General features: G+C 73.6%; 14 protein-coding genes. 1 reads left to right on the forward strand and 13 read right to left on the reverse strand.

Annotation, left to right across the window (positions count from 1 at the left end; all coding sequences use genetic code 11):
* Positions 1-6 precede the first annotated feature (6 nt).
* The 10 genes from IPL61_01555 to IPL61_01600 form a co-directional block, all read right to left on the reverse strand.
* Positions 7-1,884, reverse strand: coding sequence for a serine/threonine protein kinase (locus IPL61_01555; protein ID MBK9030020.1), 1,878 nt, complete (start codon positions 1,882-1,884; stop codon positions 7-9).
* A gap of 27 nt (positions 1,885-1,911) precedes the next feature.
* Positions 1,912-2,649, reverse strand: a complete 738-nt coding sequence (locus tag IPL61_01560; protein ID MBK9030021.1) for a hypothetical protein — start codon at positions 2,647-2,649, stop codon at positions 1,912-1,914.
* Between the two features lie 12 nt (positions 2,650-2,661).
* Positions 2,662-3,075: an acyl-CoA thioesterase gene (locus IPL61_01565; GenBank protein ID MBK9030022.1), complete on the reverse strand. Its 414-nt coding sequence runs from the start codon at positions 3,073-3,075 to the stop codon at positions 2,662-2,664.
* 165 nt (positions 3,076-3,240) lie between these two features.
* On the reverse strand, positions 3,241-3,609 hold the full coding sequence (locus tag IPL61_01570; GenBank protein MBK9030023.1) for a 2Fe-2S iron-sulfur cluster binding domain-containing protein: 369 nt from the start codon (positions 3,607-3,609) through the stop codon (positions 3,241-3,243).
* On the reverse strand, positions 3,606-5,477 hold the full coding sequence (gene hscA, locus IPL61_01575) for a Fe-S protein assembly chaperone HscA (protein MBK9030024.1): 1,872 nt from the start codon (positions 5,475-5,477) through the stop codon (positions 3,606-3,608). The genes IPL61_01570 and hscA overlap by 4 nt, the downstream gene beginning before the upstream one ends.
* 4 nt (positions 5,478-5,481) lie before the next feature.
* Complete coding sequence (gene hscB / locus IPL61_01580) at positions 5,482-6,021, reverse strand: Fe-S protein assembly co-chaperone HscB (protein ID MBK9030025.1); 540 nt, start codon at positions 6,019-6,021, stop codon at positions 5,482-5,484.
* 88 nt (positions 6,022-6,109) lie between these two features.
* Complete coding sequence (locus IPL61_01585; protein MBK9030026.1) at positions 6,110-6,484, reverse strand: iron-sulfur cluster assembly accessory protein; 375 nt, start codon at positions 6,482-6,484, stop codon at positions 6,110-6,112.
* Positions 6,485-6,501: 17 nt separating this feature from the next.
* Complete coding sequence (gene iscU, locus IPL61_01590) at positions 6,502-6,888, reverse strand: Fe-S cluster assembly scaffold IscU (GenBank protein ID MBK9030027.1); 387 nt, start codon at positions 6,886-6,888, stop codon at positions 6,502-6,504.
* Between the two features lie 126 nt (positions 6,889-7,014).
* Positions 7,015-8,310, reverse strand: coding sequence for an IscS subfamily cysteine desulfurase (locus tag IPL61_01595; protein ID MBK9030028.1), 1,296 nt, complete (start codon positions 8,308-8,310; stop codon positions 7,015-7,017).
* 10 nt (positions 8,311-8,320) lie between these two features.
* Entirely contained in the window at positions 8,321-8,905 is a 585-nt protein-coding gene (locus IPL61_01600) for a MerR family DNA-binding protein (protein ID MBK9030029.1), read from the reverse strand.
* A gap of 221 nt (positions 8,906-9,126) precedes the next feature.
* Here IPL61_01600 and IPL61_01605 point away from each other — a divergent pair, with 221 nt between their 5' ends.
* Positions 9,127-9,549 carry a hypothetical protein gene (locus IPL61_01605; protein ID MBK9030030.1) on the forward strand — a complete coding sequence of 141 codons (423 nt, stop codon included), beginning with the start codon at positions 9,127-9,129 and terminating at the stop codon, positions 9,547-9,549.
* Positions 9,550-9,564: 15 nt separating this feature from the next.
* Here IPL61_01605 and IPL61_01610 read toward each other — a convergent pair whose 3' ends face one another.
* The 3 genes from IPL61_01610 to IPL61_01620 all read right to left on the reverse strand — a co-directional run bounded on the left by IPL61_01610 (position 9,565) and on the right by IPL61_01620 (position 14,303).
* The gene (locus IPL61_01610) at positions 9,565-10,524 is read right to left on the reverse strand and encodes a hypothetical protein (GenBank protein MBK9030031.1); all 960 of its coding nucleotides are present in this window, start codon (positions 10,522-10,524) and stop codon (positions 9,565-9,567) included.
* Between the two features lie 110 nt (positions 10,525-10,634).
* Positions 10,635-11,798, reverse strand: a complete 1,164-nt coding sequence (locus IPL61_01615) for an HDIG domain-containing protein (protein ID MBK9030032.1) — start codon at positions 11,796-11,798, stop codon at positions 10,635-10,637.
* A 741-nt stretch (positions 11,799-12,539) separates the two neighbouring features.
* Positions 12,540-14,303, reverse strand: coding sequence for a serine/threonine protein kinase (locus IPL61_01620; GenBank protein MBK9030033.1), 1,764 nt, complete (start codon positions 14,301-14,303; stop codon positions 12,540-12,542).
* Positions 14,304-14,475: the final 172 nt, after the last annotated feature.

Consider the following 14,475-nt stretch of genomic DNA (forward strand, 5'->3'; position numbering starts at 1 on the left):
CACCCGTCAGCGCTCGATGCGCGGCACCAGCTGGCGCAGCTGCCACGAGGCCAGCTCGGCCCGGCGGGTCTGGGCCATCATGCGCGCGCGGATGCGCCCGGCCGCGACCGTCACCATGATCAAGAACAGCGCCGCGGCGCCGAGCGCGATCACCGTGGCCTGGGGCTCGTGGAAGGTCACCACCGCCGAGGTCACGTGGATCGCGCCGTCGGCGGTCGTGGTCGTGGTCGCGAGCCAGCCCGCGGCCTCGAGCACCGCCGGCGCGATCAGCGCGACGACCGAGATGAGGATCGTCGGCACCAGCCACGCGCGCCGGGCCGCGGCCGCGAACCCGACCGCGTTCATCGTGAACAGCGTCGGCGTCAGGATCATCGTGCCGAACACCCGGCTGGCGATCGCGATCGCCGTCGACGACAGCACCAGGCCCAGGAAGAACGTCGGTGCGTCGAGCCGCCCGCGCGCGCGCGCGGTCAGCATGGCCATGGCGGTGGCGACGGTGAAGCCGACCCAGCCCAGCAGCGGATCGACGTTCTTGATGCCGGTCCACGCCAGGAACAGCGCCAGGGGCAGCCACAGCACGTAGATCCACGCGCCGGCGCCGGCCAGGGTCGCGTAGGTCGCGTCCTCGGCGGCGACCAGCGCGCGCTCGACCTCGGGCGGCGTCGTCGCCGGCGGCGCCACCAGCAGCTCCATGAGCATGGCCTGGGCCCCGGCGTGGCCGGGATCGAGGACCAGCGCCTGGCCGAGCTCGCTCAGGGCCGCGGCCCGGGCGCGGGCGTCGCCGGCCAGGGCCGCGCCGTGGACCGCGCGGGCGGCGCCGGTGGCGTCCTCGGCCAGGGCCCGCCGGCGCTCGAGGTCGCGATCGCCGTCGAGGTACCGCTCGATCGCCTCGCGCATCGCGCCGACGGTGCGGAACCGGTCGACCGGGCGCAGCGCGGTGGCACGGATGCACACCTCCTCGAGCTCCGGCGCGATCGGATCGGCGGCGCGCAGCGACGCCCGGGCGTCGACCCCGGCCAGGGTCGCGGCGATCACCGCCGAGGCCGGCCCGCGCGGGATCAGCGGTCGGAAGGTCAGCAGCTCGAACAGCGTCGCCCCCAGCGCGAACACGTCGGCGCGCTCGTCGAGCGGCTCGCCCCGGGCCTGCTCCGGCGCCATGTAGCCCGGGGTGCCCAGGTACTGGCCGGCCTCGGTCAGCGCGCCGTCGAGCCCCGGCGGCAGGCTGGGCAGCGACGACGGCGCGTCGGCGGCGCCGGCGGGCTTGGCCAGGCCCCAGTCGAGCACGTAGACCTCGCCGTGATCGCCGAGCATGAAGTTCGCCGGCTTGAGATCGCGGTGGAGGACCCCGCGGGCGTGGGCCAGCTCGACCGCGTGGCAGGCGCTGACGAACGCGGTCAGGAGCCGGCGCGGCGTCGCCCGCCGCCGGACCTCGGCGTCACCGTCGGCGAGCTTGCTGCACAAGGCCGCCAGGGTCTCGCCGCGCACGCGCTTCATCGAGAAGAACGTGGTGCCGTCGTGGGACCCCAGCTCGTGGACCGGCACCACCGCCGGGTGATCGAGCTGCCCCTGGATCCGGGCCTCGCGCAGGAACCGGGCGAGCCCGTCGCTGTCGACGCCGGCGCGCGCGACCTTGACCGCGACCTCGCGGCCGACCTGGCGATCGTCGGCGAGCCAGACCTCGCCCATGCCGCCCTTGCCGATCAGCTCGCGCAGCGCGTAGCGATCGTCGGTGGTCGGGATCGGCGCCGCCGCGGCCAGCTCGATCGTCGCCGAGGTCGACCGCGGGTCGCGCAGCGTGTCGGCGGTAGGGATCGGCGCCGGGGCCGCGCCGGACAGGGTCAGCGTGGCGGCGGAGTCGTCGGGCGCGGACGGGGCGCGAGGCATGCCCCATCGTGGCACGACCGCGATCGGTCAATCCACGAGGCGGAGGTGGCTCGGGCGCCGGGCCCGCCGCGGGGGCTCGGGGTCAGGCTCGGGCTCGGGGTCGGGCGCCGCCTCCACCGACTCGGCCGGGGCGTCCTCCGGCCACACCATGCCGCGCGATTCACCATCGAGGATCAGCGCGAAGATCGCGGTCCACGGCAGCACGCACCGGAACGGCATCCCGCTGAACACGAGCGTGCCGGCGACGCCGACCTCGTCGACCTCGAGGTCCGAGATCGGCGGCGTCAGGCCGTAGCCGAACCGCAGCACCAGCTTGGCCTCGCGGGCGAAGCGATCGGGCACCGCGACCCCGGGCCGGCGCGCGTCGAGGTGGATCAGCACCGGCCCCTTGTCGAGCAGCGCCTCGGCGACCGCGCGCTTGCCCGGGCGGGGCGCCGTCACCGACGGGACGTCCTGCTCGGCCAGGCTGGGCAAGGGCTCGCGGGTCAGCTCGATCCGCTCGGCCTCCTCGATCAGCCCGGCCGCGACCGCGGCGGCGACCAGCTCGTCGGGCCGCGTCGCCGAGGTCATCGCGTCGCGCATGATGGCGTCGGCGCGCTCGACGTGCCGGACCACCGCCTCGTGGGCGGCCACGGTCTCGACCTGGCCGGCGCGCCAGCCGGCGAGTGCGTGCTCGACCTCGGCCAGCGACGCGGCGAAGCGCTGCTCGGTCAAGGCCGCGAGGAGCTCGTGGAGGCGAGCGAGCCGGGGATCAGACGAACCCATGGGCGGTTTCTATCAGGACTCGACGAGATCGGCGACCAGCGCGCGGATCTTCGGTGGAATGGGGCAGGCCCGGAACCGGTCGAGGTCGACCACGGCGCACACGACCGTGCCGGTGGCGCAGGCCACCTCGTCCCGCCGGACCCGGTAGCGGAAGGTGATCGACGACTCGCCCAGCTTGACCACCGACAGGGCGATCGTCGCCGTGTCGCCGAACCGGAGCGGGGCGTGGTAGTCGGCCTCGGCGTGGACCGCCGGGAACCCGACCCGGTCGCGATCGAGCAGCTCGACATAGGCGCGCGCGCCCAGGCGCGCGCGGAACAGCTCCTCGAACGCCAGGTGGAAGTAGTGGAAGAACCGCGGGTAGTAGACGATGCCGGCGTGGTCGACGTCGGCGAAGCGGATCGGCAATGAGCACTCGAACGCCACGCCGCACCCTACCCGCTCGCGCGGCGCCGGTCGAGGCGTCCGACCGCCGCGCCAGCGCCCTGCCCGGCCTGGGTCGACGCCCGCGGGCGTGCGCGCGGCCGCGACGGGTGCCGCGCGCCGCAGCGGTCGCCCCTGCGGCGGGCGCGCCGACCGCCGCGCCCGGGGTCACGACGCCTGCGACGCCGCGCGCAGCTCGGGGTGCTCGTCGAGCCACGACTTCAAGCTCTCGTCGCTGATGGTCACCACCAGCTCCTCGTCGGCGACGCAGGCCTGGCACGCGAGCCGCGACTCCGGCTGCACCGCCCACGCCTTGTCCATGATGTCGTTCTCCTTGTCGCTGATCTCGCCCAGCGACGCGGCGCCGCGCTCGACGTAGACGTGGCACGTCGAGCACGCCAGGTTGCCGCCGCAGGCGTGGCCGACCCGGGCGTCGCAGCCCTCGGCGACCTCGAGCAGCGAGCGGCCGGGCGTGGCCTCGACGGTGATCGCGGGGGTGCCCTTGCCGCCCGGGTTCGTGAACGTGACGCGCGTCATCGGCCCAGCTCCTCCTCGACGGTCGCCAGCGACTTGCCGGCCATCGCCGCGGTGATCGCGAGGTTCATGCGGATCTCGGCGAACGGCTTGGACGCGCGATCGAGCGCCTCGACCGCGGCCCGGATCGCCAGGTAGTCGGTGCCGGCGTGAGCGGCCTCGAGCACGACGATCGCCGCGTCGGTGGCGGCGCGCACGTCGTCGGTCAGCAGGTGGGCGTCGGTCACCATCGCCGCGCGGGTCGCCGCCAGGATGCGCTCGGCCTCGACCCGCTCGACGCGCAGGTTGCGCGCGGCGAGGTCGTCCTCGGCGTGCTCGAACGACTCGAGCAGCATGCGCTCGACCTCCTCGTCGGTCAGGCCGTACGAGGGCGTGACGTCGATCGAGGCCGAGATGCCCGAGGTCAGCTCGTGGGCCGCGACGTGGAGGATCCCGTCGGCGTCGACCTGGAACGTGATCTCGACCCGGGCGGCGCCGGCGACCATCGGCGGCACGCCGCGCAGCTGGAACCTCGCGAGCGAGCGGCAGGCCTCGACGGTCTCGCGCTCGCCCTGGACCACGTGCAGATCGAACCCGGTCTGCTGATCGGCGTAGGTCGTGAAGGTCTGGGTGGCCCCGCACGGGATCGTCGAGTTGCGGACGATCAGCTTCTCGACGACGCCGCCCATCGTCTCCAGCCCGAGCGACAGCGGCACGACGTCGAGCAGCACGACGTCGTGCTGCCCGCCGGCCAGCACGTCGGCCTGGACCGCGGCGCCCAGGGCCACGACCTGCTCGGGATCGAGCTCGCACAGCGGCTCGCGCCCGAACTGCGCCGCGACGTAGTCGCGCACGACCGGCGACCGGGTCGAGCCGCCGACCAGGACCACGCCGTCGAGCTCGGCGGCGGTGAACCCGGCGTCCTTGAGCGCGCGCCGGCAGGCCTTGCCGGTGCGCTCGAGCAGCGGCGCGGCGATCGTCGCCAGCTCGGCCCGGGTCAGGGTCCGCTCGATCCGGCGCGGGCCGAGGTCCAGCTGGACCAGCGTCGTGTCGGCGTCGGTCAGGCGCTCCTTGGCGGCGCGCGCGGCCGCGACCACCGCGCGCATGGCCGAGCGATCGTCGGCCGCGACCGGCTGGTCGCCGAGCAGCGCCGCCGCGATCGCGCGATCGAGATCGTCGCCGCCCAGGGCCGAGTCGCCGCCGGTGGCGCGGACCTCGAACACCCCGTCGACCAGGGTCAGGATCGAGATGTCGAAGGTGCCGCCGCCGAGATCGTAGATGGCGTAGGTGCCGCGGGTGCCGCGGTCGAGGCCGTAGGCCAGCGCGGCCGCGGTCGGCTCGGCCAGCAGCCGCAGCACCTCGAGCCCGGCCAGGCGGCCGGCGTCGCGGGTGGCCTGGCGCTGGGCGTCGTCGAAGTACGCCGGCACGGTGATGACCGCGCCGCCCAGGGGCCCGCCCAGGTCGGCCTCGGCCCGGCGCCGCAGCTCGCCCAGGATCGTCGCGGAGATCTGCACCGGCGACCGCTCGCGGCCGTCGCCGAACAGGAGCTTGATCGTGCGGCCGTCGTCGTCGACGAGGCGGTTGGGCGACATCGCCGCGACCGCGCCGACGTCGGCCAGGGCCCGGCCCATCAGGCGCTTGACGCTGGCCACGGTGTCGCTGGGGTGGGCGTCGCCGCGGGCGACCGCGGCGTGGCCGACCAGCGCGTCGCCGTCGCCGTAGCTGACCACCGACGGGACGATCGCGCCGTCGGGGCCGGCGATCACCACCGGCGAGCCGTCGGCGACGACGGCGACCAGCGAGTTGGTGGTGCCGAGATCGATGCCGACCACGCGCTCCTTGCACGCGGCCTTGGGCGTCGAGGCGCCCGGTTCGGAGATCTGCAGGAGCATGGGCCTACTCGTCGAGCGCCGCGTCGCACTCGTCGAGGTAGCGATCGACGTAGCGGAGCGTGATGAGGTCGCGCTTGATCGCGGCGAGGATCGCCGCGTCGTCCGCGCCACCGAGTTGTGCGAACAGCGGCACCAGGCCGTCGAGCAGCCCGCGCTGGCGGGCCCGCATCGACGCCTCGAGCCGGGTCACCGTCGGGGCGTCGTCGGCCGCGCGGGCGTCGGCCAGCTCCTCGCGCAGCTCGAGGATCTCCATCAGGAACGCCGGCGCCAGGACCTCGCGGTCGCCGATCGCGACCCCGGCCTGGGCCAGCAGCACCTCGGCCCGGCGCTGGGGCCGGCGCAGCACCTGGTAGGCGTCGTTGAGCGCGCGGGTGCGGATCAGCGCCTGGGCCCGCTCGGCCGCCGGCGCGCCGACGAACCGATCGGGGTGGATCTCGCGGCTGCGCTCGCGGAACCGATCCTCGAGGGCGCGCGGGTCCAGATCGAACCGCGGCTCGAGGCCGAGCGCGGCGAACGGATCTGGGGAGGAGGTCTGGGACTGCATGGTCGTGGCTGCGATCGGCGCCGTCGCGGGCGCGACCTCATTCGTTGCGGTTGCTCGCTCGAGGCTCTTGCTCAGACGCTCCATCGATTCAGAACTGGACGGACTCGCCGCACCCGCACGCGCCCTTGGCGTTGGGGTTCTGGAACTTGAACCCGTGGCCCATCATGCCGCGCACGAAGTCGAGGGTCATGCCGCGCAGGTAGACCAGGCTCTTGGGGTCGGTCACGACCTTGACGCCGTGGGCCTCGAACAGCTTGTCGGTCGGGCGCGGCTCCTCGGCCCACTCGAAGACGTACGTGAAGCCGGTGCAGCCGCCGCCGCGGATGCCGACCCGGATGGTGGCGTCGGGGGTGCCGCGCTTGGTGCGCTGGCGCTCGATCTCGCCCGCGGCGGCCGCGGTGATCTCGATGCCGGTCACCGGGGGTGGCGCGGGCGCAGGGCTGGGAGAGGTAGCCGTGGACATCATGGGGCGCCCTTCGCTCAGGCCTTCGCGGCCTGCTTCTTCTTGTAGTCGTCGATGGCCGCCTTGATCGCGTCCTCGGCGAGCACCGAGCAGTGGATCTTGACCGGCGGCAGGTTCAGCTCGGTCACGATCTGGGTGTTCTTGATCTCGGCCGCCTGATCGAGGGTCATGCCCTTGATCATCTCGGTCGCCAGCGACGACGACGCGATCGCCGAGCCGCAGCCGAAGGTCTTGAACCGCGCGTCCGCGATGACGCCGTCCTTGACCTTGATCTGCAGCTTCATGACGTCGCCGCACGCCGGCGCGCCCACCAGCCCCGTGCCGACGTCGTCGTCGTCCTTGCCCAGCGAGCCCACGTTGCGCGGGTTCTCGTAGTGATCGATGACCTTGTCGGAGTACGCCATGGTGGATTCCCTTCGGTGACCGCCCCTCGAGGGCGGGAAAGCAGTCTCAGCAGTCGGCGCGTCCCAGGCGCTGGCTCGGGGGGGGGCCCGGCGCGCCGGGGAGGGTTTTCGAAAAACCCTCATCGGTCAATGCCCGGTCCAGGCGATCGACTTGATGTCGATGCCGTCCTGGTGCATCTCCCACAGCGGCGACAGCTCGCGCAGCCGCTCGACCGCGGTGACGACCACGTCGATCGTGTAGTCGATCTCGGCCTCGGTGTTGAAGCGGCCGATGCCGAAGCGGATCGAGGTGTGGGCCAGCTCCTCGCCGATGCCGAGCGCGCGCAGCACGTAGCTGGGCTCGAGCGACGCCGAGGTGCAGGCCGAGCCCGACGACACCGCGATGTCCTTGAGCGCCATCAGCAGGCTCTCGCCCTCGACGAACGCGAACGAGATGTTGAGGTTGCCGGGCAGCCGGTGCTCGAGCGAGCCGTTGACGTAGCACTCGGGCAGCCGGGCCACGATGCCCTCGTGGAGGCGGGTGCGCAGGCGCAGCAGGCGCTCGGCCTCGTCGACGCGCTCGAGCCGCGCCAGCTCGGCGGCCTTGCCGAACCCGACGATCAGCGGCACCGGCAGGGTGCCCGAGCGCATGCCGCGCTCGTGGCCGCCGCCGTCGATGATCGGGTCGATGCGCACCCGCGGCTTGCGGCGCACCCACAGCGCGCCGACGCCCTTGGGGCCGTACATCTTGTGCGAGCTGAGCGACGCCAGGTCGAGCTTCATCGCCTCGACGTCGCAGTCGACCTTGCCGGCCGCCTGCACCACGTCGGAGTGGACCAGCGTCTTGGGGTTCTTGGCCTTCACCGCGCGGGTGATGTCGGCCATCGGCTGGACGACGCCGATCTCGTTGTTGGCGAGCATGATGCTCACCAGGATGGTCTGGTCGGTGACCGCCGCCGCGACCTGGGCGGGCGTGACCAGCCCGTCGGGGGCCGGGGTCAGGTAGGTGACCGTGAAGCCGTCGCGCTCGAGGCGCTTGCAGGTGTCGAGCGTCGCCTTGTGCTCGGTCTCGACGGTGATGATGTGCTTGTTGGTCTTGCCGTAGTACGAGGCGACGCCCTTGATCGCCAGGTTGATCGCCTCGGTCGCGCCCGAGGTGATGACGATCTCCTTGGCGTCGCCGCCGATCAGCGCGGCGATCTGGCCGCGGGCGGCGTCGACCGCGGCCTCGGCGGTCCAGCCGAACACGTGGTTGCGGCTCGCGGCGTTGCCGAAGTGCTCGGTGAAGAACGGCAGCATCGTCTCGAGCACGCGCGGATCGACCGGCGTCGTCGAGTGGTTGTCCATGAAGATGGGCAGCTTGACGGCGGCCGAGGGCGCGACCAGGCGGCCGAGCGAGGTCGGCGTGGGCGTTGCGGCGGGGGGCGTGACGGTCGTGGACATGTGCGGGCCTCTAGTTGCGCGGGCGATTGGGATCGCGCGCGTCGGAATCCTTGATCAGCTCGGTGGCGGCGACGTCGAACTCGCGCGCCGGGCGGCCGTGCATCGGCAGGCGCCGTCGCGACAGGCCCGCGAACAACCGCGGGGCCTTCTCGCGCTCGTGGCCGTTGTGGCCGCAGGCGCCGCACTCGTGCGGCGTGAACTCGGTCGAGCACGACGTGCACGAGTCGAGGTACGCCAGCGCCTCGTGCAGATCGTTCTCGATCACCCGCAGCTGGGTCATCTGGGCGCGGATCTGGTCGAGCTTGCCGGCGAACACCGACCGCACGCGATCGGTCGCGTCCTTGCCAGTGCCGGCGTCCCGGAAGTCGGAGACGAAGCCCTGGATCTCGGCCAGCGTGAAGCCGATCGCCTGGAGCTTGACGATCCAGTGGATGCGGTCGACCGCGGCCGGGCCGTACAGGCGGAACCCGCCCTCCGAGCGACCAGCCGGCTCCAGCAGCCCGAGCTCCTCGTACAGGTGCATCGCCCGGACGGTCTTCCCGACCACCTTGGCGAGCTCGCCGACACGTAGGAGTTTGACTGCTGGCTTTTCCATGATTGCGGTGTCTTGAGGGCGCAACAACCTGACCTTCACGTAAGGGTTTGCGCCTGTGAGCGGACTATGGCGACCTCGCCTGCCTCTGTCAAGACTCACCCTAACGTCCAGGTACGATTTGGCGCTTGGACCCACCCATCTTCGTGAGGCCGCTGGATCCGGGTGCCAGCCGCGCCCTACTCCGTTGATCTTACTCGCGCGGACCTGGCCTACACTCAGCCGTGGCGCGCCTCGGCCCGATCCGCGACCTCGCGACCGCCGCCCTGTATGGGCGCGCGCTGATGGCGGTGGTCCGGGCCGACGGCGAGTTCGGGCTCGAGGAGGGCCTGCGGCTCCACGATCGACTGACCCGCCGGATCGGTCCGCGCGTAGCGGTCGACGAGTTGATGCTGGCCGCCGCGCTCGAGCCGGCGGCGCTGGCGGCGGCGCTGGATCACGGTCCCGGGCCGTTCCGGGATCCTGGGGTGCATCCGCGCACGCTGGCGTCGATGCTGGTCGCGGATGGCCTCGCGGTCGTGCTCGCCAAGGGGCACATCACCGAGCGCCAGGCGATGACGTTGATCGCGTTCGCGACCGCGCTCGGGTGCGCGCCCGATGACGTGGCGCGGCTCGGCCCGGCGCTGCGCCCGTGGCTGTCGGCGTGAGCGCCGCGCGGCGGGTCACTCGCCCGGCAGCAGCCGGCGCGCGACGTCGCGCACCGACGCCGGGTAGATCGCCTGGGTCGCCACCAGCTTGAGCTCGGGCTTGGGCATGGCGCGCAGCACGCGACCGACCTGGTCGCCGCTGAGCCGTGGGTTGGTCAGGAGCGCGCGCCGGACCTCGGGCGTGCGCAGCCACGCCTGGTTCGCGACGATGAGCTCGAGCAGCGGCCCCGGCAACATGCCCATGCGCGCGATCGCAGCGACCTCGGGCGGCGTGATCCGCGGGTTGCGCAAGAGGCCCTCCCACGCCGCCTTGCCCAGGATCCGCTCGACCGCGATCCGGTCGTCGCGCTCGCCGGTGCGCGCCAGACGGAGCTGATCGGGCAGCGCCAGCCGCCGGACCCGCTCGAGGGCGTTCTTGGCCAGCGGCACGCTCGGCTCGGCCGCCGCGACCGCCGGCCGCGGCACCGCGACCGCCGGCGGCGGTGACGCGGGCGGGGGCACCGCCACCGCGGGGATCACCGAGGGCGCGGTCAGCTCATCGATGAACATCGGCGGCGTGCGCACGGTGTCGCCGGGGCGCGGCGCGCGCGACGGCGGGCGCAGCCGCGGGGTCGCGATGGTGCGCGCCTCGTCGCCCGCCTCGGCGCAGCACGCGTCGACCCAGGCCTCGATCTCGAGGTGGCGGGCGCGGAAGTCGGTGACCTCGTAGCCAGCGCCGGTCGGGAGCTTGTGCACCGCCCGGCCGTCGAGCTCCAGCGGCGCCCCCCGCGGACCGCGCAGGACCAGGCGCACCAGCTCGACGTCGAGATCGGGGCCGATCACCCCGCCGCGCGACAGGTGATCGCGCCAGCACCGCCCGACCTCATCGGCGGTCGTCAGCTGGATCTCGACCCGGGCCCGCCCGCGCGGCCCGCGTGTGGTCCGTCGCCCGGTCCGGACCTTGCGCTTGCCCGCTGGCTGCGGCGGCTCCCCCATTCCCCGATATTACCCCCTGTGCAGCCCGCTGCGCAGGCCGATGCGCGCGATCTCGGCGTCGCCGTCGACGCCGCCGCGCGGCCGCGACCTCGGCGCCCGGGCGCCCGAGATCAGTTCGCCGTCGCGACCGCCTCGAACGCGCGGATGACCGTGACCTTGATCTGGCCCGGGAACACCAGCTCGTCCGACACCTGGGTCGCGATCTCGCTCGACAGCTCGACGACGCCGGCGTCGTCGACGTCGCGCTCGCGCACGTAGACGCGCAGCTCGCGGCCGCCGTGGACCGCGTGGGCGTAGTCGACGCCGCGGTGGCGCACGCCGATGCGCTCGAGGTCCTCGATCTTGGTCGAGAAGCCCTCGGTCTGCTCGCGCCGCGCGCCGGGCCGGGCGCCGCTCATCGCGTCGGCGGCGGCGACCAGATAGGCGTAGACCGAGTTGGCGGGCTCGTCGGCGTGGTGCGAGCCGATCGCGTTGGCGACCAGCTCGGGCTCGCCGAGCCGCCGCGCGATGTCGGCGCCGATCACCGCGTGGCTGCCCTCGATCTTGTGGGTCAGCGCCTTGCCGATGTCGTGCATCAAGGTCGCGCGCCGCGCGAGCTTCTCGTCGAGGCCGAGCTCGGCCGCCATCATGCCGGCCAGGAACGACGCCTCGACCGCGTGCATCCACTGGTTCTGGGTGTAGCTCGTGCGCCAGTTGAGCGCGCCGACCAGCCAGACGATCTCGGGGTGCGCGCGCGGCACGCCGAGGGTCTGGAACGCCTTCTTGCCGAGCGTCTTCACCTCGCCGTCGAGCTGCTCCTTCACCTTGGTGACGAACTCGGCCGGCGTCGCCAGCGCGTCCTTGGTGGTCTCGGGGCGCTTGGCCAGCTTGGCCAGCGCGCGCCGGACGATCTCGCGGCCGAGGCTGTCCTGCCCGTCGAGCCGGACCGAGGTCTGATCCTCGGCCACCAGCACCTTGACGCCGCCGACCTCCTCGAGCGCGTTGTGGAAGATGCCGTCCTGGGCCAGGACCGTCTCCATCACCGCCGGCTCGAGCCGCAGGGTCGACAGGTTGCGCTCGGTCAGGAAGTGGTTGTGGTAGCGGCCGCTGGCGATCTCCATCACCCGCTTGGCCTCGCGGTCCGACGCCGGATCGGTCGCGGCCTCGCCGGCGGCGCGGACCTGCGCGGCGGCCTCGGCCCGGGCGGTCTCGGTCCAGGCCTCGACCAGCTCGGCGACGACCCGCTCGGCGCCGACGCCGGCCCGGCTCTCGATCAGCGCGCGGGCCTCGCGCACGCTTGGCGCTGTCGCCCTCGAGGCCGCGGGCGCGATCGCTCTTGGCGCGGCGGTCCTGCTCGTCGGCGGCCAGGACCGCCTCGCGCTGCTCGAGCTCGTCGCTGACGCCGCCGAGGTCGGCCGCGGCCCCGGCGATCGCGCCCTCGCGCGCGGCCAGGCGCTCGTGGGCGGCCTCGAGCTCGGTGTCGACGGTCTCGCGCAGCGCCAGGGCCTCGACCCGCCCCGCCGACTCGGCGGCCTGGCGCACGGTCGCGGCCTCGACCCGGGCCGAGGACACCACCGCCGCGATCTCGACGCGGGCGCGCTCGACCGCGAGCCGGGCCGCGGCGGTCTGGCGCCGGCGCGTGGCCACGAAGGTCACGGCGGCGGCGGCGACGGCGAGCGCGAGGGCGAGCAGCGGCACGAGCACGACGCCAGCGTCGCCGATCCGTCGCCCCGGCGCAACGGCGGCCGCGGCCGGGGCATCGCGACGACGACGGCGGCCGTGACGGGACCGGCGGCGCGTTCGCAGATGATGGACGACCTGCGCAGGGCGGACGCGTCGTGGCGCGCGGCCGCTGGCGCGCGGTTTGCGATGGGCCTGACCATGGCCCACCTGATCAGCTGTCGCATCGCGAGCCTGGACCGCGCCGCCGGCAGGTCCCACCGCGCGGTGGTGCGCGACGGCCAGATGCTGGGCGTCCCGACGATCGGCAGGCGCCTGATCGTGTTCCTCGGCGACCGCGACCGCCACCCGGCGGATCAGCGCAGCGTCGGCTCCATGATGTCGTTGCGCTCGCTGCCGCTGCCGCTGCCGGCCGGGTCGTTGTCGCCGGACCGCTTGTCGGGCTTGTGCCCGCTGCCACCGCCGGTGTCGACGTCGAGCAGCACCGTGACCACCATGTCGCCGGTCACCGCGATGACCTTCTCGCGCGGCTTGCGCCCGGCGCGGCGCAGCGTGAACGTGCGCGCGACGCCGTCGGCCGGCAAGGTCAGCGTCGCCGGCGTGATGCCGAGCGGGGTGCCGTCGGCGTCGTAGATCGTGGCGTCGCTGGGCTCGCTGGTGATCGTGACCTCGGCCATCGCGACCGGCGCCGGCGCCGCGTCGATCGCCGGGGCAGCGTCGGGCTCGACCACCGCGACCGCGGGCGCCGCGTCGATCGGCGCCGCGGCGGGCGAGTCACCGCCGGCGCCGTCGCCGCCACCGCCGAGGACCACGACCGCGATCACGACCGCGGCGATGACGGCAGCGGCGACGCCGAGCGCGACCCCCAGCCCGCGCCGCGGCGGGTGCCGCGAGTGCCCGGGCGGCGTCGCGATGACCAAGGTCTGGTTCTGCGGCACCGCGATCGGCACCGACGTGGACCGGCGCGGCGCGGTCGGCGGCGCGGCCGCGGCCAGCACCCCGATCAAGGTCGCCCCCTGCCCCCCGGGTTGCTCGATGATCGCGGTCGCCTGCTGGGCCTGACCGGCGCCGGTGATCCGCGGCCCAGCGGCCTGCTGCTGCGCGGCCAGGGCGGCGGCGACCGCGTCGCGGTTCCGCGACTGGGTCTCGTAGGCCGGGAAGCCGGCGGTGGCGGCGTAGCCCATCGCGGCGTTGGTCCCGACGGCGAAGCTGGTCTTGGCCTGGGCCGCCGCGCTCGGCTGCGCCGCCGGCATCGACGCCGGCGCCCCGCCCAGGTAGCGATCCGGATCGCACAGGGCCGCGTACAGCTCCTGCATCGTCTGGAACCGAGCGTCGGGGGACTTGGCCAGGCAGCGCAGGATGATCTGCTCGACCGCCGGCGGGATCATCGAGGACAGGCCCCGCGGCGCCGGCGGCGGCTGGGTGACCTGCTTGATCAGCACGCCGCCCATCGTGTCGGCGTCGAACGGCACCTGGCCGCACAGCATCTGGAACAGCAGCACGCCGAGCGCGTAGATGTCGGTGCGGTGATCGACCTTCTTGCTCTCGCACGCCTCGGGCGACATGTACTGGGGCGTGCCGAGGATGACGCCGGCGGCGGTCAGGTTCTTGAGGCCGCCCTCGGCCGCCATCTTGGCCAGCCCGAAGTCGAGCAGCTTGACGAAGTCGGGGTCGCCGCCGCGCTCGCACAGCATGACGTTGTCGGGCTTGAGATCGCGGTGGATGATGCCGGCGGTGTGCGCGGCCTGCAGCGCCTGCGCGATCTGCGCGCTGACGTGCAGGGCGCGGCCGACGTCGAGCAGGCGCTCGCGGGTCAGCACCTGGGCCAGCGTCTTGCCGTCCAGGTACTCCATGATGAAGAAGTGATCGCCCTCGGCCGACTGCCCGAAGTCGTGGACCTCGACGATGTGCTCGTTGCCGATCAGGTTGACCGCCCGCGCCTCCTGGTAGAAGCGGCCGATCACCTCGCGGTTGGCCGCGAGCTCGCGGTGGATGACCTTGAGCGCGACCTTCTTGCCGATGATCGGGTGCTCGGCCAGGTACACCACCCCCATGCCACCGACGCCGAGGCGCGAGAGCACCCGGTAGTTGCCGATGAGCTGGCCCGGAGCGATCGCCACAGGTTGGCAGTGTCCCGTGGCGCTCCGGGTGGGTCAAGTTGACCTCCCGCCGGCTGTCGAACTCTTGACAGTGTGTCGGCGCGGCCACCGCGGTCGCCCACCGGCCGTGACCTGCGGGACACGCCGCCCGGCGCAGGCCCGCGAACCCACTGGACCGACCATGTGGCCGGCC

The sequence above is a fragment of the Myxococcales bacterium genome, assembly GCA_016717005.1.
Taxonomy (GTDB): Bacteria; Myxococcota_A; Polyangia; order Haliangiales; family Haliangiaceae; genus UBA2376.

Coding starts and splice junctions, on each gene's coding strand:
- hscA (MBK9030024.1), bottom strand. CDS start 5,477: ATGCTCCTGCAGATCTCCGAACCGGGCGCCTCGACGCCCAAGGCCGCG.
- iscU (MBK9030027.1), bottom strand. CDS start 6,888: ATGGCGTACTCCGACAAGGTCATCGATCACTACGAGAACCCGCGCAAC.
- IPL61_01595 (MBK9030028.1), bottom strand. CDS start 8,310: ATGTCCACGACCGTCACGCCCCCCGCCGCAACGCCCACGCCGACCTCG.
- IPL61_01610 (MBK9030031.1), bottom strand. CDS start 10,524: ATGGGGGAGCCGCCGCAGCCAGCGGGCAAGCGCAAGGTCCGGACCGGG.
- IPL61_01600 (MBK9030029.1), bottom strand. CDS start 8,905: ATGGAAAAGCCAGCAGTCAAACTCCTACGTGTCGGCGAGCTCGCCAAG.
- IPL61_01560 (MBK9030021.1), bottom strand. CDS start 2,649: ATGGGTTCGTCTGATCCCCGGCTCGCTCGCCTCCACGAGCTCCTCGCG.
- IPL61_01555 (MBK9030020.1), bottom strand. CDS start 1,884: ATGCCTCGCGCCCCGTCCGCGCCCGACGACTCCGCCGCCACGCTGACC.
- IPL61_01570 (MBK9030023.1), bottom strand. CDS start 3,609: ATGACGCGCGTCACGTTCACGAACCCGGGCGGCAAGGGCACCCCCGCG.
- IPL61_01585 (MBK9030026.1), bottom strand. CDS start 6,484: ATGTCCACGGCTACCTCTCCCAGCCCTGCGCCCGCGCCACCCCCGGTG.
- hscB (MBK9030025.1), bottom strand. CDS start 6,021: ATGCAGTCCCAGACCTCCTCCCCAGATCCGTTCGCCGCGCTCGGCCTC.